Raw genomic sequence first — 22,822 nt, forward strand, 5'->3', positions numbered from 1 at the left:
GAGACGGTCCGCGCGGGCCTGGACGCGGTGGCCGAGGGCCGCCCGACGGCAGACGTGGTGCACGGGAGCACGACGGACGGCAGGCTCGCCTTCCTGTTCACCGGCCAGGGCAGCCAACGGCCCGGCATGGGCCGGGAGCTGTACGAGGCGTATCCCGTCTTCGCGGAGGCGCTGGACACGGTGTGCGCCCACCTCGATCAGCACCTTGAACTTCCGCTACAGGGTGTGCTGTTCGGTTCGCGGCCCGAGTTGCTGGACCGGACCGGCTACACCCAGCCTGCGTTGTTCGCGGTCGAGGTGGCGCTGTTCCGGTTGGTGGAGTCGTGGGGGCTGCGGCCGGACTACCTGTCCGGGCACTCGATCGGTGAGCTGGCGGCGGCGCATGTCGCTGGTGTGCTGTCGCTTGAGGACGCGTGCACGCTGGTGGCGGCTCGCGGCCGTCTGATGCAGGAACTGCCGGGCGGCGGCGCGATGGTGGCGGTGCAGGCCTCGGCGGACGAGGTTGATCAACTGTTGACCGAGCGGGTCAGCATTGCCGCGATCAACGGTCCGACATCCGTCGTCATCGCCGGAGACGAAGGCGGGGTACTGGAGATCGCCTCGCGCTTCGAGGCGCAGGGCCGTAAGACCAAGCGCCTCACGGTGAGTCACGCCTTCCACTCGCCGCTGATGGACGGCATGCTGGCGGACTTCCGCAAGATCGCCGAGCAACTGACCTTCCACGCGCCGACGATCGCGATCGTCTCCAACCTCACCGGCTCCGTCATCGACGACGACGAGATCAGCACACCGGAGTTCTGGGTACGGCACGTCCGCGAGTCGGTGCGCTTCCTCGACGGCATCCGCGCCCTCGAAACCCAGGGCGTCACCACGTTCGTCGAACTCGGCCCGGACGGTGTGCTGTCGGCCATGGCGCAGGACTGCGTCACCACCGACGACACCTCTTTCGTCCCCGTCCTGCGCAACGGGCGCCCCGAGGCGGAGGCACTGACCACCGCAGTCGGCCTCGTCCACGTGCGGGGCGCCGCTCTCGACTGGGACGCGTACTTCGCCGACACCGGCGCGCAGCGCGTCGACCTGCCCACGTACGCCTTCCAGCGCCGCCGGTTCTGGCCGGAGCCCATGGTCACGACGGCCCCCGTGGACAGCCGCCGCTACCGCGTCATCTGGAAGCCGACGGCCGACACCACGACCCGCCGGCTGACCGGAAACTGGCTGACGCTGATACCGGCCGCCCGCACCGACGACCCGTGGATCGCCACCGTCACCGCCGAGCTGCGGGAACGCGGGGCACGCATCGTTCCCGTACCGGTCCAGGACGCCCTGACGGCCGAGCAGTTGCGAAACGCGGTCGCCGGGGATCCGGTCTCCGGTGCGCTGTCGCTGCTCGCGCTGGACGAGGAACCGCACCCCGACCATCCGTCGGTGCCGGTCGGTCTGGCCCTGACCGCGGCGCTGTCGGAGGCGCTGGAGACCGTGGACCTCGGAGCGCCGCTGTGGTGTGTGACGCGCGGCGCGGTGTCGGTCGGCGCGGCCGACCGGCTGCTCAGCCCCGCCCAGGCACAGGTCGCCGGACTCGGCCGGGTCATCGCCCTGGAGCAGCCCGAGCGCTGGGGAGGCCTGATCGACCTACCGGAAACCCTGGACGCACGGGCCGCCGACCGACTCGTCGGCGCACTGACGGGCAGCGGCGACGAGGACCAGCTGGCCATCCGCCCCTCCGGCCGGTTCGTCCGGCGACTGGTCCACGCGCCGCGCGAGATCGCGGCCACCGACTGGACGCCGCGTGGAACGGTACTGGTCACCGGCGGAACCGGCGCGCTCGGACAGCACGTCGCCCGCTGGCTGGCCCGCAACGGCGCCGAGCGGATCGTCCTGGTCAGCCGCCGCGGACCGGACGCCCCCGGCGCGGCGGAACTCGCGGCGGAACTGTCCGATCTCGGCGTCACCGCGACCTTCGCCGCCTGCGATGTCGCCGACCGCGGCGCACTGCAGGCACTGGTCGACACGTTGGCGGCCGACGGCCATCCGGTACGGGCCGTGGTGCACGCGGCAGGCGTCTCCCAGCCGCCCGGCACCGGCCGTGAACTGCCGGACTTCGCGGACATCGTGGCCGCGAAGACCGCGGGTGCGATCCACCTGGACGCCCTGTTCGCCGACGACTCGCTGGACGCCTTCGTGCTGTTCTCGTCGATCGCCGGAGTCTGGGGCAGCGGCGGCCAGGGCGCCTACGCGGCCGCGAACGCGTTCCTCGACGCCCTCGCCGAGCAGCGCCGGGCCCGCGGGCTCACCGCCACCGCGGTCGCCTGGGGCCCCTGGGCGGACGGCGGCATGGCGGCCGAGGGGGACGCGGAGGAGCAACTGCGCCGCCGTGGACTGCCGCCCATGGCACCGGAGTCGAACCTGGCCGCACTGTCCGACGCGGTCGTCGCAGGGGACACCACCGTCACCGTCGCCGATGTCGACTGGGCCCGGTTCGCCCCCGCCTTCACCGCGGCCCGCCCGCGCCCGCTGATCGCCGACCTGCCCGAGGTGCGCGACGCACTGCGCGGCAGCGACGACACCGAGCCGACACGGCAGGAGTCCTCGGCACTGCGCGACCGACTCGCCGCACTGGACGCCGCCGACCGCATGCCGACGCTGCTCGACGTGGTCCGTACCCATGTGGCCGCGGCGCTGGGACATGACTCCCAGGACGCCATCGCACCGACCCGCGCGTTCAAGGAGTTGGGCTTCGACTCGCTGACCGCCGTCGAACTGCGCAACCTGCTGAACACCGCCACCGGACTGCGGCTGCCCACCAGCCTGGTCTTCGACTACCCCAACCCCACCGTCCTCGCCAAGCACCTGCTGGGCGAACTGCTACCGGACAGCGCCCCGGACGCCCAGCCGGACACCGACCCCCAGGAGGCCGAGCTGCGACGCCAGCTGATGGCCATCCCGCTGGGCCGGATCAGGGACGCCGGACTGCTGGACACCCTGCTGGAACTCGCCAACCCCCAGCAAACCCCTGCCCCGGGCATGAGCGATCAGGGGGCGTCCCCCGACGACATCGACGGGATGGACGTGCAGCATCTGATCGATATGGCGCTCGACAGCAATCAGCCCTGACGTGCCCGAAGTGCGGAGAACATGATGACCACCCCCAACGAAAAGATCGTTGAAGCGCTGCGGGCCTCACTCAAGGAAACCGAGCGGCTGCGCCGACAGAACCAACAGCTCACCGAGGCATCGCGGGAACCCATCGCGATCGTCGGCATGAGCTGCCGGTTCCCCGGCGGAGTGCGGTCGCCGGAGGATCTGTGGCGGCTGGTCGCGGAAGGCGGGGACGCGATCTCCGGCTTCCCGACCGACCGCGGCTGGGACACCGAGTCGCTGTACGACCCGGACCCGGAACGGGAGGGCACGTTCTACGCGCGTGAGGGCGGCTTCCTGCACGACGCGGCCGACTTCGACCCGGCGTTCTTCGGGATCTCGCCGCGTGAGGCGCTGGCGATGGACCCGCAGCAGCGGCTGCTGCTGGAGACCGCCTGGGAGGCGTTCGAGCGGGCGGGCATCGACCCGGCGGCCATCCACGGCAGCCGGGCCGGTGTCTTCGTCGGCGCTTCCTCCCAGGCATACGGCGCCGGCCAGTACGACCTGCCGGACGGCGTCGAGGGCCACCTGCTCACCGGAACCGCGTCCAGCGTGGTGTCAGGACGGCTCGCCTACGTCTTCGGCCTGGAAGGCCCCGCCGCCACGGTCGACACCGCCTGCTCGTCCTCGTCCGTCGCGCTCCACCTCGCCGTACAGGCGCTGCGGCAGGGCGAATGCTCGCTCGCCCTGGCAGCGGGCGTGACGGTACTTGCCACCCCCGACGTCTTCGTGGAGTTCAGCCGCCAGCGCGGCCTGTCACCGGACGGCCGCTGCAAGTCCTTCGCGGCCGACGCGGACGGTACGGGCTGGTCCGAAGGCGTCGGCGTGCTGCTGGTGGAGCGGCTGTCGGACGCCCGACGCAACGGCCACCCGGTGCTCGCCGTGGTCCGCGGCTCGGCGGTCAACCAGGACGGCGCCAGCAACGGGCTCACCGCGCCCAACGGCCCCGCGCAGCAACGGGTCATCCGCCAGGCCCTGGAGAACGCCCGCCTGACCGCCGACCAGATCGACGCCGTCGAGGCCCACGGCACCGGAACCCGGCTCGGCGACCCCATCGAGGCGCAGGCGCTGATCGCCACCTACGGCCAGGAACGCGCCGCGGAACAACCCCTGTGGCTGGGCTCGTTGAAGTCCAACCTCGGGCACACCCAGAACGCCGCGGGCGTCGCCGGAATCATCAAGTCGGTCATGGCCATCCGGCACGGCGTACTGCCGAAGACCCTGCACGTCGAGGAGCCGACGCCGGACGTGGACTGGTCGGCGGGCGCCGTCTCGCTGCTGACCGAGGCCCGGCCCTGGCCGGAAACCGGCCAGCCGCGCCGAGTCGGCGTGTCCGCGTTCGGGGTGAGCGGCACCAACGCCCACACGATCATCGAGCAGGCACCGGACTCCGACGCTCCCACCGAGGACACCGCCGCACCGCCGGTCGTGCCGTTGGTCCTGTCGGCCAAGGGCCCGGACGCGTTGCGCGATCAGGCGCGGCTGCTACGGGACCGACTGCTGGCCGACGACGGTGCCGCTCTCACCGACGTCGGCTACTCGCTGGCCCTCGGCCGCTCGGCCTTCGAACGCCGGGCGGCCGTCGTCGCGCCAGATCGCGACCGGCTCCTGGCGGGGCTGGACGCACTGGCTGAGGGCCGTGGTGCGGCCGGGGTCGTTGAGGGTTCGCCGGTTGGCGGGAAGGTCGCGTTCCTGTTCACCGGGCAGGGCAGTCAGCGTCTTGGCATGGGCCGGGAGCTGTACGAGGCGTATCCGGTGTTCGCTGAAGCGCTGGACGTGGTGTGTGAGCGGTTCGAACTGCCGCTGAGGGATGCGCTGTTCGGTACTGACAGCGGGGTGCTGGATCAGACCGCTTACACGCAGCCCGCGTTGTTCGCGGTTGAGGTGGCGTTGTTCCGGTTGGTGGAGTCGTGGGGGATCAGGCCGGACTTCCTGTCCGGGCATTCCATCGGTGAACTGGCGGCGGCGCACGTTGCCGGGGTGCTATCGCTCGATGACGCTTGTGCGTTGGTGGCGGCTCGTGGCCGTCTGATGCAGGAGCTGCCGGGTGGCGGCGCGATGGTCGCTGTTCAGGCCGCCGAGGATGAGATCACGCTCACCGAGGGCGTGAGCATTGCGGCGGTCAACGGTCCGACGTCCGTGGTGATCGCGGGTGACGAGGCCAAGGTTCTGGAGATCGCCGCGGCCTTCGAGGCGCAGGGTCGTAAGACCAAGCGGCTGACCGTCAGCCACGCGTTCCACTCGCCGCACATGGACGGGATGCTGGACGCGTTCCGTGCGGTGGCTGCGGGGCTGACGTTCAACGCCCCGCGTATCCCGATCGTTTCGAACCTCACCGGTGCTGTGGTGTCGGCTGAGGAGGTCACCGCGCCGGAGTTCTGGGTCCGCCATGTCCGTGAGGCCGTCCGTTTCCTCGACGGCATTCGCACGCTGGAGGCGCAGAACGTCACGACGTTCGTCGAGCTCGGCCCGGATGGTGTGCTGTCGGCGATGGCCCAGGACTGCGTCACGGCTGATGGCGCCGCCTTCGTCCCCGTACTCCGCACCGGCCGCCCCGAACCCGAAACCCTGACCGCCGCCTTGGCCCAGGTCCACGTCAACGGCATCGTCGTCGACTGGCAGGCGTACTTCACCGGAACCGGCGCCCGCCGCGTCGACCTGCCGACCTACGCCTTCCAGCGCGAGCGCTACTGGCTGGAGCCGGGATCCCGGGTCGGTGATGTGACGTCGGCCGGGCTTGAAGCCGCCGATCACCCGCTGTTGGGCGCGGCCGTGCCGCTCGCCGATTCCGACGGGTTCCTGTTCACCGGCCGACTCGGCCTTGACACCCACCCCTGGCTGGCCGACCACGCCGTCATGGGCACCGTCCTGCTGCCCGGCACCGCCTTTGTGGAGCTCGCGATACGCGCGGGCGACCAGGTCGGCTGTGACCGGCTGGCGGAACTGACTCTCGAAGCCCCGCTGGTGCTGCCGGAACGCGGTGCCGTCCGCTTCCAGATCGTGGTCGGCGCGGCGGACGCCGCCGGATTCCGCTCGTTCAGCCTCTCGTCCCGCATCCAGGACACACCGGTGGAGGAGCCGTGGACGCGGCACGCCACGGGCGTACTGGCGTCCGGAACCCCGCAGCCCAGCGCCGTCCTCTCCGAGTGGCCGCCGAAGGACGCCGAGGAACTCGACGTCGCGGGCCTGTACGAGGACCTGGCCGCCACCGGACTCCACTACGGGCCGACCTTCCAGGGCCTGCGGGCGGCCTGGCGGCGCGGTGCCGAGGTCTTCGTCGAGGTACGGCTGCCCGAGACGGCCGAGGCGGAGGCGGCCGAGTTCGCTCTGCACCCCGCGCTGCTGGACTCCGCGCTGCACGGGCTCGGACTGGGCGTGCTGGGTGACACCGGCGGCGGTCGGTTGCCGTTCGCCTGGACGGGTGTGTCGCTGCACGCCAGTGGCGCTTCCGCGCTGCGGGTACGGCTCGTCGCGACCGGCGCGGAGGGCGTGCGGCTGGAGATCGCCGATGTGAACGGTGCGCCGGTCGCCACGGTCGAGTCGCTGGTGCTGCGCGCGGTGTCCGCGGAGCAGGTGCGCGCGGCGCGTGCCGCGTACCACGAGTCGGTGTTCCGCCTTGAATGGCGGGAGCTCGCGGCGGCCGACGCCGCAACAGCACTGTCACGAGCGGTACTTGGCACCGATGATCTCGGGCTCGGCGTGGACACCTACCCGGATCTGGCCGCGCTGACCGCGGCGGTGGAGTCCGGTGTCACGGCCGTGCCCGACCAGGTGCTGATCTCGTGTGCGCCTGACGCCACGTTGTCCACGGACGCGGTGCGTACGGCGGTCGGGGGCGTGCTGGAGCTGGCGCAGGCGTGGCTGAGCGAACAGCGGTTCGCCGGATCGCGGCTCGTAGTGGTGACCCAGGGCGCGGTGGCGGCCGAGACGGACGATGCCGTCGATCCGGTGGTCGCCGCGGTCTCGGGGCTGATCCGCTCGGCCGAGTCGGAGAACCCGGACCGTTTCGTCCTCGTCGACCTCGACGACCGGCCGGAATCGCGCCGAGCACTGCCCGCCGTACTGGCGGCGGACGAGACGCAGTTGGCGGTACGCGGCGGTGTGGCGCGGTCGCTGCGGCTGGCACGGGTCGCCGCGGCCGAGGACGGCGCGCAGTCGCGCTCGTACGACCCGGACGGCACGGTACTGATCACCGGCGCCTCCGGAATGCTGGGCGGACTGTTCGCCCGGCACCTGGTGACCGAGCACGGCGTGCGCCATCTGCTGCTCATCAGCCGCCGTGGCGCCGACTCGGAGGGCGCCGCCGAACTCGCCGCAGAACTGGGCGAGTTGGGCGCCGATGTCACCTGGGCCGCCTGCGATGTGGCCGACCGCGCGGCACTCGCGGACGTGATCGCCGCGATCCCCGCCGAGCATCCGCTGACCGCGGTGATCCACACGGCCGGGGTACTGGACGACGGCATCCTCGCGTCCCAGTCGCCCGAAGGCGTTGACCGGGTGTTCCGGCCCAAGGTCGACGGCGCGTTGAACCTGCATGAACTGACCCGCGATCTGGACCTGTCCGGGTTTGTGCTCTTCTCCAGCACCTCCGGGGTGTTCGGTGGTCCCGGCCAGGCCAACTACGCCGCGGCGAACGCGTTCCTGGACGCGTTGGCCGTGCACCGCAGAACTCTCGGGCTGGCGGCCAGCGCGCTGGCCTGGGGCCTGTGGGGCGAGTCCGGCGGTATGGCCGCCGCGTTGGACGAGACGGACATCCGCCGCCTGCGCCGCTCTGGCCTGCCTCCGCTGTCGGCGGCCGAGGGCCTGGAACTCTTCGACCTCGCGCACGCGCACGAGGACGAGCCGTCCCTCGTCCTGATGCGCGTTGACGTCTCGGCGCTGCGCACCCAGGCCGCCGCGGGCGCGATGTCCCCGCTGCTGCGCGGACTGGTCCGTACGCCGATGCGGCGTGCCGCCGGTGGTGCCGGGGCCGGGTTCGGCGGCGAGTCGGGCCTCGCCCAGCAACTGGCGGGCCTCACCACGGCGGAGCAAGACCGGCTCCTGCTGGACCTGGTACGTACCCAGGTCGCCGCGGTACTCGGCTACACGGGGCCGGGCACGGTCGAATCCGCCCGCGCATTCAAGGAGTTGGGCTTCGACTCCCTCACCGCCGTCGAACTGCGCAACCTGCTCAATGACGCGACCGGGCTGCGACTGCCCGCCACGCTGGTCTTCGACTATCCGACGTCCGCCGCCCTCGCCGACCACCTGCGCACCGAGCTGCTGGGCGACCAGACCGAACTGGTCGGTACGGTGACGCGGGCCGTCGAGGACGATCCGATCGCGATCGTGGCGATGAGCTGCCGCTTCCCCGGTGGCGTACGGTCGCCGGACGACCTGTGGCAACTGCTGGCGTCGGGCGGCGACGGAATCTCCGGATTCCCCACCGACCGGGGCTGGGACCTCGACGCGCTGTACAGCGCCGACCCCGATCGCGAAGGCACCAGCTACGCGCGCGAGGGCGGCTTCCTGCACGATGTGGCCGACTTCGACTCGGCGTTCTTCGGGATCAGCCCGCGTGAGGCGCTGGCGATGGACCCGCAGCAGCGGCTGCTGCTGGAGACCTCGTGGGAGGCGTTCGAGCGGGCGGGCATCGACCCGGTCACGCTGCGCGGCAGCCGTACCGGGGTGTTCGTCGGCTCCAACGACCAGGACTACCTGACCCTGTGGTTGCAGGACCCCGACGGCCTCGAAGGACATCTGGGCACCGGCAACGCGGCGAGCGTCGCCTCCGGGCGCATCTCCTACACCTTCGGACTGGAGGGCCCGGCACTCACGGTGGACACGGCGTGCTCGTCGTCGATCGTGACGCTGCACCTCGCGGCCCAGGCGCTGCGCAACGGCGAGTGCTCGCTGGCGCTGGCCGGAGCGGTGACGGTGATGTCCACGCCGGGAGCGTTCACCGAATTCAGCCGTCAGCGCGGGCTCGCCGCGGACGGCCGGATCAAGGCCTTCGCGGCCGGTGCCGACGGCACGAGCTGGTCAGAGGGCGTCGCGATGCTGCTGGTGGAGCGGCTGTCGGATGCTCGACGCAACGGCCATCCGGTGCTGGCGGTGCTGCGCGGCAGCGCCATCAACCAGGACGGCGCGAGCAACGGTCTGACCGCGCCCAACGGACCGTCGCAGCAGCGGGTGATCCGCCAGGCACTGGCGGCTGCCGGCCTGTCCACGGCGGACGTGGACGCGGTGGAGGCGCACGGTACGGGCACCACGCTCGGTGACCCGATCGAGGCGCAGGCGCTGCTGGCCACCTACGGCAAGGACCGGCCGGAGGGACGGCCGCTGTGGCTGGGCTCGGTCAAGTCCAACATCGGTCACACCCAGGCAGTGGCCGGTGCCGCCGGAGTCATCAAGATGGTGATGGCCATCCGGCACGGCGTGCTGCCCCAGACGCTGCACATCGATGAGCCGACACCACACGTGGACTGGTCGGCCGGCGACATCGCCCTGCTGACACAGGCGCAGCCCTGGCCGGAGACGGGCCAGCCGCGCCGGGCCGGTATCTCCTCGTTCGGCTACAGCGGCACCAACGCCCACGCGATCATCGAACAGGCACCGGCCGCGGACAGCACGCCCGTTGCAGAACCGTCGGTCCACCTCCCGTACGTCCCTGTCGCGCTCTCCGGCAGGGCGGACGCGGCGCTACGCGCTCAGGCCGAGCGGCTTCACGCGCATCTTGAGGCGGAGCCGGGCGTGTCCCTGGCTGATGTCGGGTTTTCGCAGGCTGTCACCCGTGCCGCGTTGGATCGGCGTGCGGTGGTTGTCGCTGGGGACCGTGCGGATCTGCTGGCGGGCCTGGCCGAGCTTGCGGCCGGTCGCACGTCCGCCGCGCTGGTGGAGGGGACGGCCGCTGAGGGCAAGGTGGCGTTCCTTTTCACCGGGCAGGGCAGTCAGCGGCTGGGTATGGGCCGTGAGCTTTACGAGACGTATCCGGTGTTCGCTGAGGCGCTGGACGCGGTGTGTGAGCGGACCGAACTGCCGCTGCACGACGTGCTGTTCGGGACCGACGCCGACCTGCTGGACCAGACCGGCTACACGCAGCCTGCGTTGTTCGCGGTCGAGGTGGCGTTGTTCCGGTTGGTGGAGTCGTGGGGGCTGCGGCCGGACTTCCTGTCCGGGCACTCCATTGGTGAGCTGGCGGCGGCGCACGTTGCCGGGGTGCTGTCGCTGGATGACGCCTGCACGTTGGTGGCGGCTCGTGGCCGTTTGATGCAGGAGCTGCCGGGTGGCGGCGCGATGGTCGCTGTTCAGGCGTCCGAGGATGAGGTCACGCTGACGGATGGCGTGAGCATTGCGGCGATCAATGGGCCTTCCTCTGTCGTCATCGCGGGCGACGAGGCCGAGGTTCTGGAGATCGCTGCGGGCTTTGAGGCGCAGGGTCGTAAGACCAAGCGGCTGACCGTGAGCCATGCGTTCCATTCGCCGCATATGGACGGGATGCTGGACGCGTTCCGCGCGGTGGCTGCGGGGCTGACGTTCAACGCCCCGCGTATCCCGATTGTTTCGAACCTCACCGGTGCTGTCGTCTCCGCTGAGGAGATCTGCGCGCCGGAGTTCTGGGTCCGTCATGTGCGGGAGGCGGTGCGTTTCCTGGATGGTGTGCGGGTGTTGGAGGCCGAGGGCGTTACGACGTTCGTCGAGCTCGGTCCCGACGGTGTGCTGTCGGCCATGGCGCAGGACTGTGTCACGGCAGAGGACGCCGTGTTCGTTCCGGTGATGCGTAAGGGGCGTGTTGAAGCGGAGACGTTGACGGCTGCTGTCGCCCGGGCGCATGTCCGTGGTGTGACGGTGGACTGGGAGGCGTTCTTCGCGGGCACGGGGGCGGCCCGTGTCGATCTGCCGACCTATGCCTTCCAACGTCGTCGCTTCTGGCCGGAGATCGCGATTGGCTCTGGTCGGCCTTCGGGGGCGGCCGGTTGGCGTTATCGGGTGGTTTGGCGGTCGTTGGCTGAGGTTCGGTCGTCGTCGCGTTTGTCGGGTGAGTGGTTGGTGGTGGTGCCGGAGGCTGGGTCTTCGGCTGATGTTGTCGGTGGGCTTGTTGAGCGTGGCGCCAGTGTGCGGGAGTTGGTTTTTGCGTCTGAGGAGGGGCTTGGGCGTGGGGTGTTGGCGGAGCGGCTTGGGGTTGGTGTAGCGGGTTCGTTGGCTGGTGTGGTGTCGCTTTTGCCTGGTGTGGTGTCGACGGCTGTGTTGGTGCAGGCGTTGGGTGATGCCGGTGTGGTGGCGCCGTTGTGGTGTGTGACGCGGGGTGCGGTGTCGGTTGCGGCGTCGGATCGGTTGCGTGATGTGGGGCAGGCTGGGGTTTGGGGTCTGGGCCGGGTTGTTGGGTTGGAGCATCCTGAGCGTTGGGGTGGCTTGGTTGATCTGCCGGAGACGGTGGATGGGCGGGCGTTGTCCCGGTTGGTTGGGGTGCTGGCTGGTGGGGTGGCTGGTGAGGACCAGGTCGCGGTGCGTTCGGCTGGGGTGTTCGGGCGCAGGTTGGTGCGTGCTGCGCAGGGCGGTGTCGAGGGTGGTGCGTGGGCGCCGGATGGCACGGTGTTGGTCACTGGTGGTACCGGTGCGTTGGGTGCTGAGGTGGCGCGTTGGTTGGTGCGTGGTGGGGCCCGGCATGTCGTGTTGACCAGTCGCCGGGGTGTGGATGCGCCTGGTGCGGCTGAGCTGCGGGCCGAGTTGGCGGCTACCGGTGCCGAGGTCACGATTGCTGCGTGTGATGTGGCGGATCGTGGGGCGCTTGAGGGGTTGCTTGGTTCGATTCCGGCGGAGTATCCGCTGACGGGTGTGGTGCATGCGGCTGGTGTGTTGGATGACGGTGTTCTGGATGCTCTGACGCCTGAGCGGTTTGAGTACGTGTGGCGGGCGAAGGCGCTCTCCGCGCTCAACCTGCATGAACTCACCCGCGATCTCGACCTGTCAGCGTTCGTACTGTTCTCCTCGATCAGCGGCACGCTCGGCAGCACTGGGCAGGCCAACTACGCCGCCGCCAACGCGTACTTGGACGCGCTGGCCGAGCAGCGCCGGGCCGACGGCCTGGCCGCCACCTCCATCGCCTGGGGCGCCTGGGCCGAGGGCGGTATGGCGGCCGATGCCGAGTTGGAGCGGCGGATGCGGTTGGGCGGGGTCCCGCCGATGGCCGCTGAGCTGGCGATCGAGGCGCTACAGCGTGCGCTGGACCTGGACGAGACGGCCGTGGCGGTCGCCGACGTCGACTGGGAGCGGTTCGCACCCGGCTTCACCGCCGTACGCCCCAGCCCACTGCTGGCCGAACTCCCGGAGGCCCGAAGCACCGCGCCCGCCGTCCCCGACGGTGGTTCGCGGTCGACGCTGGCCCAGCGGCTGGCTGGACTGTCCGAAGCGGAGCGGGAGCGGGTCACCCTCGAACTCGTCCGTACCTATGTGGCGGAGGTACTCGGACACTCCGATGTCGACGAGGTCGAGTCCGGGCGGGCGTTCAAGGAGCTTGGTTTTGACTCGCTGACCGCCGTGGAGCTACGGAACCGTCTGGGTGCGGCGACCGAGCTGCGGCTGCCTGCCACGTTGATCTTCGACTATCCGACTCCGGCCGCGCTGGCGGAGTACCTGCGTACCGAACTCCTCGGTGTTCAGGCCGCGGTGGTCGGTCCGGTGGCGAAGGCGGTGGACGACGATCCGATCGCGATCGTGGCGATGAGCTGCCGCTTCCCCGGCGGTGTGCGGTCACCGGAAGACCTGTGGGAGCTGCTGGCGTCTGGCGGGGACGCGATCTCCGGGCTGCCCATGGACCGTGGCTGGGACGTCGAATCCCTCTACAACCCCGACCCGGACGCCCCGGGCACGATGTACGCCCGTGAGGGCGGCTTCCTCTACGACGCGGCCGACTTCGACCCGGCGTTCTTCGGGATCTCGCCGCGTGAGGCGCTGGCGATGGACCCGCAGCAGCGGCTGCTGCTGGAGACCTCGTGGGAGGCGTTCGAGCGGGCGGGCATCGACCCGGTCACGCTGCGCGGCAGCCAGGCCGGAGTATTCGTCGGCACCAACGGTCAGGACTATCTCTCGCTGCTGCTGCAGGAACCCGAGGGCCTTGAGGGGCACTTGGGCACGGGCAACGCCGCGAGCGTGGTCTCCGGCCGACTCTCCTACGTCTTCGGCCTTGAAGGCCCCGCGGTGACCGTCGATACGGCGTGCTCGTCGTCGCTCGTCGCGCTGCACTGGGCGATCCAGGCGCTGCGCAACGGTGAGTGCTCGCTGGCGCTGGCCGGTGGTGTGACGGTGATGTCGACCCCGGGTACGTTCCTTGAGTTCAGCCGTCAGCGTGGTTTGGCGGAGGACGGTCGTATCAAGGCGTTCGCGGCCGCGGCGGATGGTACGGGGTGGGGTGAGGGTGTTGGCATGCTGCTGGTGGAGCGGCTGTCGGACGCTCGCCGTCATGGTCACCCGGTGCTGGCGATCGTGCGCGGCAGTGCCGTCAACCAGGACGGCGCCAGCAATGGGCTGACGGCGCCCAATGGTCCGTCGCAGCAGCGAGTCATCCGCCAGGCGCTCGCCAGCGCTGGTTTGTCGGCGGCGGACGTGGACGCGGTGGAGGCGCACGGTACGGGCACCACGCTGGGTGACCCGATCGAGGCGCAGGCGCTGCTGGCGACGTATGGGCAGGACCGTGCTGAGGGACGGCCGCTGTGGCTGGGCTCGATCAAGTCCAACATCGGTCACACCCAGGCTGCGGCCGGTGTCGCGGGTGTGATCAAGATGGTGTTGGCGATGCAGAACGGCGTGCTGCCGCAGACGCTGCATGTGGATGAGCCGACGCCGCACGTGGACTGGTCGGAGGGCGATATCGCGCTGCTGACCGAGGCCGTGGAGTGGCCGGAGACGGAGGGGCCGCGTAGGGCCGGTATCTCGTCGTTCGGCTTCAGCGGCACCAACGCGCACACGATCATCGAACAGGTACCGCAGGAACTGCCGGAGGACCCGGCGGAGGTGGCCGCCGCTCCCTCGACACTGCCGTGGGTGCTGTCGGCCAAGGAGCCGGAAGGGCTACGCGGCCAGGCCCTGCGGCTGCGGGACCACCTGCTGAGCGGCGATGATGCGGGACTGGCGAACGTGGGCTACTCGCTGGCGGTCGGCCGTACGACCTTCGAAAGCCGTGCCGTACTCGTAGCGGGTGATCGCGAGGAGTTCCTGGCGCGGCTCGATGCACTGGCCGAGGGACGTGGCACGGCTGGATTGGTCGAGGGTTCGCCGGTTGGCGGGAAGGTCGCGTTCCTGTTCACCGGGCAGGGCAGTCAGCGGCTTGGCATGGGCCGGGAGCTGTACGAGACGTATCCCGTCTTCGCCGAAGCGGTGGACGCGGTGTGTGAGCGGTTGGAACTGCCGCTGAAGGATGTGCTGTTCGGGGACGAAGGCACGTTGCTGGATCAGACGGCCTACACGCAGCCCGCGCTGTTCGCGGTTGAGGTGGCGTTGTTCCGGTTGGTGGAGTCGTGGGGGTTGAAGCCGGACTTCCTGTCCGGGCATTCGATCGGTGAGTTGGCTGCTGCGCATGTGGCGGGTGTGCTGTCGCTTGCGGATGCTTGTGCGTTGGTGGCGGCTCGTGGCCGGTTGATGCAGGAGCTGCCGGGTGGCGGCGCGATGGTCGCTGTTCAGGCGTCCGAGGATGAGGTCACGCTGACGGATGGCGTGAGCATCGCGGCGATCAATGGGCCTTCCTCTGTCGTCATCGCGGGCGACGAGGCCGAGGTTCTGGAGATCACCGCGGGCTTTGAGGCGCGGGGTCGTAAGACCAAGCGGCTGACCGTGAGCCATGCGTTCCATTCGCCGCATATGGACGGGATGCTGGACGCGTTCCGCGAGGTGGCCGCAGGCCTGACCTACCAAGCCCCACGCATTCCGATCGTCTCCAACCTCACCGGCACCGTCGTCTCCGCCGAGGAGATCACCGCGCCGGAGTTCTGGGTCCGCCATGTCCGTGAGGCCGTCCGCTTCCTCGATGGCATCCGGACGCTGGAGGCGCAGAACGTCACGACGTTCGTCGAGCTCGGTCCCGACGGTGTGCTGTCGGCCATGGCACAGGACTGCGTCACGGCAGAGGACGCCGTGTTCGTTCCGGTGATGCGTAAGGGGCGTGTTGAAGCAGAGACGCTGACGGCCGCTGTCGCCCAGGTGCATGTCCGTGGTGTGACGGTGGACTGGGAGGCGTTCTTCGCGGGCACGGGCGCACATCGAGTGGACCTGCCCACGTATGCCTTCCAGCGCCAGCGCTACTGGCCGGAGATTTTCACGCAGTCGACGGATATCGCGACACCTGGCTCGGTTGACGGTTGGCGTTATCGGGTGGTTTGGCGGTCGTTGGCTGAGGTTCGGTCGTCGTCGCGTTTGTCGGGTGAGTGGTTGGTGGTGGTGCCGGAGGCTGGGTCTTCGGCTGATGTTGTCGGTGGGCTTGTTGAGCGTGGCGCCAGTGTGCGGGAGTTGGTTTTTGCGTCTGAGGAGGGGCTTGGGCGTGGGGTGTTGGCGGAGCGGCTTGGGGTTGGTGTAGCGGGTTCGTTGGCTGGTGTGGTGTCGCTTTTGCCTGGTGTGGTGTCGACGGCTGTGTTGGTGCAGGCGTTGGGTGATGCCGGTGTGGTGGCGCCGTTGTGGTGTGTGACGCGGGGTGCGGTGTCGGTTGCGGCGTCGGATCGGTTGCGTGATGTGGGGCAGGCTGGGGTTTGGGGTCTGGGCCGGGTTGTTGGGTTGGAGCATCCGGAGCGTTGGGGTGGCTTGGTTGATCTGCCGGAGGCGGTGGATGGGCGGGCGTTGTCCCGGTTGGTTGGGGTGCTGGCTGGTGGGGTGGCTGGTGAGGACCAGGTCGCGGTGCGTTCGGCTGGGGTGTTCGGGCGCAGGTTGGTGCGTGCTGCGCAGGGCGGTGTCGAGGGTGGTGCGTGGGCGCCGGATGGCACGGTGTTGGTCACTGGTGGTACCGGTGCGTTGGGTGCTGAGGTGGCGCGTTGGTTGGTGCGTGGTGGTGCCCGGCATGTCGTGTTGACCAGTCGCCGGGGTGTGGATGCGCCTGGTGCGGCTGAGCTGCGGGCCGAGTTGGCGGCTACCGGTGCCGAGGTCACGATTGCTGCGTGTGATGTGGCGGATCGTGGGGCGCTTGAGGGGTTGCTTGGTTCGATTCCGGCGGAGTATCCGCTGACGGGTGTGGTGCATGCGGCTGGTGTGTTGGATGACGGTGTTCTGGATGCTCTGACGCCTGAGCGGTTTGAGTACGTGTGGCGGGCGAAGGCGCTCTCCGCGCTCAACCTGCATGAACTCACCCGTGATCTCGACCTGTCAGCGTTCGTACTGTTCTCCTCGGTGAGCGGTGTCTGGGGTACCGCCGGCCAGGCCAACTACGCTGCCGCGAACGCGTTCTTGGACGCCCTGGCCGAGCAGCGCCGGGCCGAGGGCCTGGTGGCAGCGTCGGTGGCATGGGGGCCGTGGGCTGAGGGCGGTATGGCGGCCGATGCCGAGTTGGAGCGGCGGATGCGGTTGGGCGGGGTCCCGCCGATGGCCGCTGAGCTGGCGATCGAGGCGCTACAGCGTGCGCTGGACCTGGATGAGACGGCCGTGGCGGTCGCCGACGTCGACTGGGAGCGGTTCGCACCCGGCTTCACCGCCGTACGCCCCAGCCCACTGTTCGCCGAACTCCCGGAGGCGCGCCGCGCCCTGAACGGCACTGATGCCTCAACACCCGCCAGCGACAGCCGAGTTGCCGAATCCTCACTGGTGCAGCGCCTCACCGGCCTGTCCGAGGCCGAGCAGAGCCGCACGCTACTGGATCTGGTGCGGGGCGCCGTGGCGGTGGTACTGGGTCACGCCGGAGCCGAGTCCGTCGGTGCCAACCGGGCGTTCAAGGAGCTTGGTTTCGACTCGCTGACCGCCGTGGAGCTACGGAACCGTCTGGGTGCGGCGACCGAGCTGCGGCTGCCTGCCACGTTGATCTTCGACTATCCGACTCCGGCCGCGCTGGCGGAGTACCTGCGTACCGAACTCCTGGGAGTTCAGGCCGCGGTGGTCGGTCCGGTGGCGAAGGCGGTGGACGACGACCCGATCGCGATCGTGGCGATGAGCTGCCGCTTCCCCGGCGGCGTGCGTACCCCCGAGGACCTTTGGCGGCTGCTGACTTCGGGTGTCGACGCCGTGGGGGAGTTCCCGACCGACCGTGGCTGGGACATCGAGTCGCTCTATGACCCGCGGTCCGAGGGCCAGGACACGTCCTACGCGAACGAAGGCGGCTTCCTTTACGACGCGGGCGAGTTCGATCCGGCGTTCTTCGGGATCTCGCCGCGTGAGGCGCTGGCGATGGACCCGCAGCAGCGGCTGCTGCTGGAGACCTCGTGGGAGGCGTTCGAGCGGGCCGGAATCGACCCGTCGTCGCTGCGCGGCAGCCAGGCTGGAGTCTTCGTCGGCACCAACGGTCAGGACTACCTGTCCCTGGTCCTGAACTCGGCCGACGGCGGCGACGGCTTCATGAGCACCGGCAACTCGGCGAGTGTGGTGTCCGGCCGTCTCTCCTACACCTTCGGCCTCGAAGGCCCTGCGATGACTGTCGATACGGCGTGCTCGTCCTCGTTGGTGGCGCTGCACCTGGCGGCGCAGGCCTTGCGCAACGGTGAGTGCTCGCTGGCGCTGGCCGGTGGTGTGACGGTGATGTCGACCCCGGGCGCGTTCATCGAGTTCAGTCGTCAGCGCGGTTTGGCGGAGGACGGTCGTATCAAGGCGTTCGCGGCGGGTGCGGATGGTACGGGGTGGGGTGAGGGTGTTGGCATGCTGCTGGTGGAGCGGCTGTCGGACGCTCGCCGTCATGGTCACCCGGTGCTGGCGATCGTGCGCGGTAGCGCCGTCAATCAGGATGGCGCGAGTAATGGTCTGACGGCGCCGAACGGTCCCTCGCAGCAGCGGGTGATCCGGCAGGCGCTGGCAAGTGCTGGTTTGTCGGCGAGCGACGTTGATGCGGTGGAGGCACACGGTACGGGCACGACATTGGGTGACCCGATCGAGGCGCAGGCGCTGCTGGCGACGTATGGCCAGGACCGCTCCGACGATCAGCCGTTGTGGCTGGGGTCGATCAAGTCCAACATCGGTCACACCCAGGCTGCGGCCGGTGTCGCGGGAATCATCAAGATGGTGCTGGCGATGCAGAACGGCGTGCTGCCGCAGACACTGCACGTTGATGAGCCGACGCCGCACGTGGACTGGTCGCAGGGCGACATCGCCCTGCTTACGGAGTCCGTGCCGTGGCCGGAGACGGGGCACGCGCGTCGGGCGGGCGTCTCCTCCTTCGGAGTCAGCGGCACCAACGCGCACACCGTCCTGGAGCAGGCCCCGGCGGACGACACATCCGCCACGGAACCGCTGATGGACAGCGCCATCACGCCATGGGTGCTCTCCGGCAGGACCGCGCCCGCGCTCCGCGATCAGGCCGAGCGGCTGCTGTCCCACCTGGCGACCCACGGTGAACTGCGCCCGGTGGACGTCGGATTCTCGCTCGCCACGGGTAGGGCGGCGCTGGAACACCGTGCGGCCGTCATCGCGGAGGACGCGAACGGGTTCCTGGATGGGCTGCGCGCGCTGGCAGCGGATGCGTCCGACGTGGGCGTGGTACGGGGAGAGGCCGGTACCGAGGGCAAGACGGCGTTCCTGTTCACCGGGCAGGGTAGTCAGCGTCTTGGGATGGGTCGGGAGCTGTATGAGGCGTATCCGGTGTTCGCGGATGCGCTGGACGCGGTGGCCGCCGAGTTGGACGGGCATCTTGAACGGCCGTTGTATGACGTGCTGTTCGGTTCGCGGCCTGAGTTGTTGGATCAGACCGGCTTCACGCAGCCCGCGTTGTTCGCGGTCGAGGTGGCGCTGTTCCGGCTCGTCCAGGCCTGGGGTCTGATGCCCGACTTCCTGTCCGGGCATTCGATCGGTGAGCTGGCGGCTGCGCATGTGGCCGGGGTGTTGTCGCTGGAGGATGCGTGCAGGCTGGTGGCGGCGCGTGGTCGTCTGATGCAGGAGCTGCCGGGTGGCGGTGCGATGGTCGCCGTGCAGGCGTCGGCGGATGAGGTTGATCAGCTGTTGACCGAGCGGGTCAGCATTGCCGCGATCAATGGTCCGACGTCGGTGGTGGTCGCGGGGGATGAGGACGCGGTGGTGGAGATCGCTGCGGGCTTTGAGGCGCGGGGTCGTAAGACGAAGCGGTTGACCGTGAGCCATGCGTTCCATTCGCCGCACATGGACGGGATGCTGGCTGAGTTCCGTAAGGTTGCCGAGGGGCTGTCGTACGAGGCGCCGCGTGTTCCGATCGTCTCGAACCTGACCGGTGCGGTGGTCTCCGCGGAGGAGATCTGTCTGCCGGACTTTTGGGTGCGGCATGTTCGTGAGGCTGTGCGTTTCCTTGATGGGATCCGTGCTTTGGAGGCGGAGAACGTCACGACGTTCGTGGAGCTCGGCCCGGACGGTGTGTTGTCGGCGATGGCGCAGGACTGTGTCGTGGCGGATGATGTCGCCGTGTTCGTTCCGGTCCTGCGCAAGGGCCGTGCCGAGGCCGAGTCGTTGACTGCCGCGCTGGCCCAGGCGTACGTCCGGGGCCTGGTGGTCGACTGGCAGGCGTACTACGCCGGGACCGGCGCTGACCGCGTCGACCTGCCCACGTATGCCTTCCAACGCCAGCGGTACTGGGTCGACACCTTCGCGGTGTTCGACGATGTGACGTCGGTCGGGCTCGGGCACGTCGGTCATCCGCTGCTGGGCGCGGCGGTGGAACTGCCCGAGTCGGATGGGTTCCTCTTCACCGGCCGGTTGTCGTTGCAGAGCCACCCGTGGCTGGCCGACCACACGCTCATGGACACCGTCGTTCTGCCGCCCTCGGCCTTCGTCGAGCTGGCGATCCACGCCGGGGACCAGGTGGGCTGCGGTGGGGTGGACGAGTTGACGGTGGAGTCGCCGCTTGTCCTTCCCGAGCGCGGCGGGGTCCAACTGCGGGTGACCGTGGGCGAGCCCGACGAGTCCGGGCGGCGCGCCCTGAGCGTGCACTCGCGTCCGGACGACGCCACGGGAGACGGCGCCGTACGGCCCGATCTGCCCTGGACCCGTAACGCCAGCGGTGTACTCACCGCTGCGGAGCCGAGCATCGCCCCGCAGCCCGATCTGGCCGTATGGCCCCCGGCCCGGGCCGTGGCGGCGCCGTCCGACGCGGCAGAGGTCTACCAGCGGCTGGCCGTGGCCGGGCTGGTACACGGGCCGGTGTTCCAGGGCCTGCACCAGGTGTGGACGCGCGACGACGAGGTCTACGCGGAAGTGCGTCTCGCGCCGGAGCAGCATGCTGACGCCGCCCGGTTCGCACTGCATCCGGCGCTGCTGGACGCGGCGCTGCACGCACGCGCCCCGCAGATCGCCGGGGACGGCCTGCCGCTCTCGTGGCGCGGCGTCGCACTGCACGCCTCCGGTGCCTTGACCCTGCGGGTACGGATCGCCCCGGCGGGAACCGGCACGGTGTCGCTGACGGCGGCGGACGAGACGGGCACCCCCGTCGCGTCCGTGGCGGCCGTGGCACTGCGCCCGCTCTCCGCGGACCAACTCGCCGTCGTCCAGACGGCCGACGGCGGAACCACGCGGCACGATGCGCTGTTCCGCCTCAGCTGGGCACAACTGCCCGTCGCCTCGCCGACGTCGAGCCGCTACGCGGTCATAGGCACCGTGGACGACGAGCTGACCGGAGCGCTGGCGGCGGCCGGTGTGCACGGCGAGGCGTTCGAGGACCTGGCGGCGCTGGACGCGGCCATCGCCGCCGGGCAACCGGTGCCGGATGCCGTCCTCGTACCCTGCCTCCACCCGACCACCGAAGAGTCGACCACCGAAGAGACGACTGCCCCAGAACCGACCGCCGCATCCGTTCGCGAGGCCGTCACCCGAGTCCTCGGCACGCTGCAATCGTGGCTGGCCGGTGAGCGGTTCGGCTCGGCGCGGCTGGTGCTGGTCACGCGGGGTGCGGTCGACACGGGCGGCGAATCGCTGCCAACGGACCTGGTCGGCGCGCCGCTTTGGGGACTGGCTCGCTCGGCGCAGTCCGAGAACCCGGACCGCATCGTGCTGCTCGACATCGACGGCACCGCTCCGACGCACTCGGCCCTACCCGGTGCCATCGCCTCCGGCGAACCCGAACTGGCCCTGCGCGCGGGCGTGGCGTACGTGCCGCGGCTCGCCAGGGCCGAGTCGGCCGCTGTCGGCGCCGCCCGTTCCATCGATCCGGAGGGAACCGTCCTGATCACCGGAGCCACCGGTGGCCTGGGACGACTCCTCGCCGCACACCTTGTCGCCGAACACGGCGCGCGTCATCTGCTGCTGGTCAGCCGCAGCGGCGCGGCGGCCGAGGGCATGGCGGAACTCGGGGAGGAGCTCGGCGAGTTGGGGGCACAGGTCACGATGGCGGCCTGCGACGCCGCCGATCGTGAGGCACTGGCCGGACTCCTCGACGGGATTCCGGCCGAGCACCCGCTCACGGCCGTCGCCCACGTCGCCGCGGTGCTGGACGACGGCGTCGTCGACAAGCTGACGCCGGACAGGTTGGCTCATGTGCTGCGGCCCAAGGTCGACGCCGCGCTCAACCTGCATGAACTCACCAAGGACCGGGACCTGTCCGCGTTCGTGATGTTCTCGGCGGCGGCCGGCACCCTCGGCGCCGCCGGGCAGGCGAACTACGCGGCGGCCAACGTCTTCCTGGACGCACTCGCCCGGCACCGGCACGCCCATGGGCTCCCGGCCGTATCGCTGGTGTGGGGCATGTGGGCCGAAGAGCGCGGTATGGCCGGCCGGTTGGCCGCCGCCGACCGCTCGCGCGCGGCACACGGCGGCATGGTGCCGCTGTCCGCCGACGAGGGCCTCGCACTGTTCGACGCCGCCGTCCGTACCGAAGAAGCCGTCCTGGTGCCCATCCGGCTCGACTTCGCCACGCTACGTGCGGCGGGAGCGGCCGGCGAGCTGCATCCGATGTTCCGGGGGCTGGTACGTACACCGGTCCGCCGGGCCGTGGAGCACGGGCACGGCGGTGCGGCCGAGAAGGAGACCCTGGAGCGGCGGTTGTCGCGGCTGTCGGAGGCCGAGCAGGAGCGTACGGTGCTCGACCTGGTACGCGGGCAGGTCGCCGCGGTACTGGGGTACGCGTCATCCGACCTGGTGGGCGCCGGGCAGGCGTTCCGCGAGCTCGGCTTCGACTCCCTCACCGCCGTGGAACTGCGCAACCGGTTGAACGCGGCCACCGAACTGCGGCTGCCGGCCACCCTGATCTACGACTACCCGACACCGGCCGCGCTCGCCCAGTACCTGCGGGCAGAGGTCGCACCGGACGGGGCGGGGGAGCCGGGGATCTCCGTACTGGAGGAGCTGGACCGGCTGGAGAACTCCCTGTCCGCGCTGGCACCGGACGATGTCTCGGCGCTGGTGCCGGACGAGGCGGCGCACGCCCGTATCGCGGTACGGCTGCAGTCGCTCTTGGCGAAGTGGAACGACGTCCGCGGCGGCGCGGGAGAGGGCGGTACGGCGGACGTGCTCGAAGAGGCCAGCGACGACGAACTCTTCGACTTCATCGACAAGAGGTTCGGCAAGGGCTGAGCGAGCGCTGACCGATCCGACACCGACTACCGCGACGATCTCGACCATTCCGAATGGGTGAAGCGCC

Annotated in this window: 1 protein-coding gene and 1 pseudogene; both read left to right on the forward strand. The window is 70.1% G+C overall.

Translation table 11 applies throughout. The annotated features are described in order from the left end of the window. Positions 1–150: 150 nt before the first annotated feature. Positions 151–3,111, forward strand: a pseudogene (locus tag P2L57_RS41085) (type I polyketide synthase); the annotation flags it as partial. A 24-nt stretch (positions 3,112–3,135) separates the two neighbouring features. Then, complete coding sequence (locus tag P2L57_RS06890; RefSeq protein ID WP_372515626.1) at positions 3,136–22,755, forward strand: SDR family NAD(P)-dependent oxidoreductase; 19,620 nt, start codon at positions 3,136–3,138, stop codon at positions 22,753–22,755. Positions 22,756–22,822: the final 67 nt, after the last annotated feature.

The organism is Streptantibioticus ferralitis, from assembly GCF_029223525.1.
Taxonomy (GTDB): domain Bacteria; phylum Actinomycetota; class Actinomycetes; order Streptomycetales; family Streptomycetaceae; genus Streptantibioticus_A; species Streptantibioticus_A ferralitis.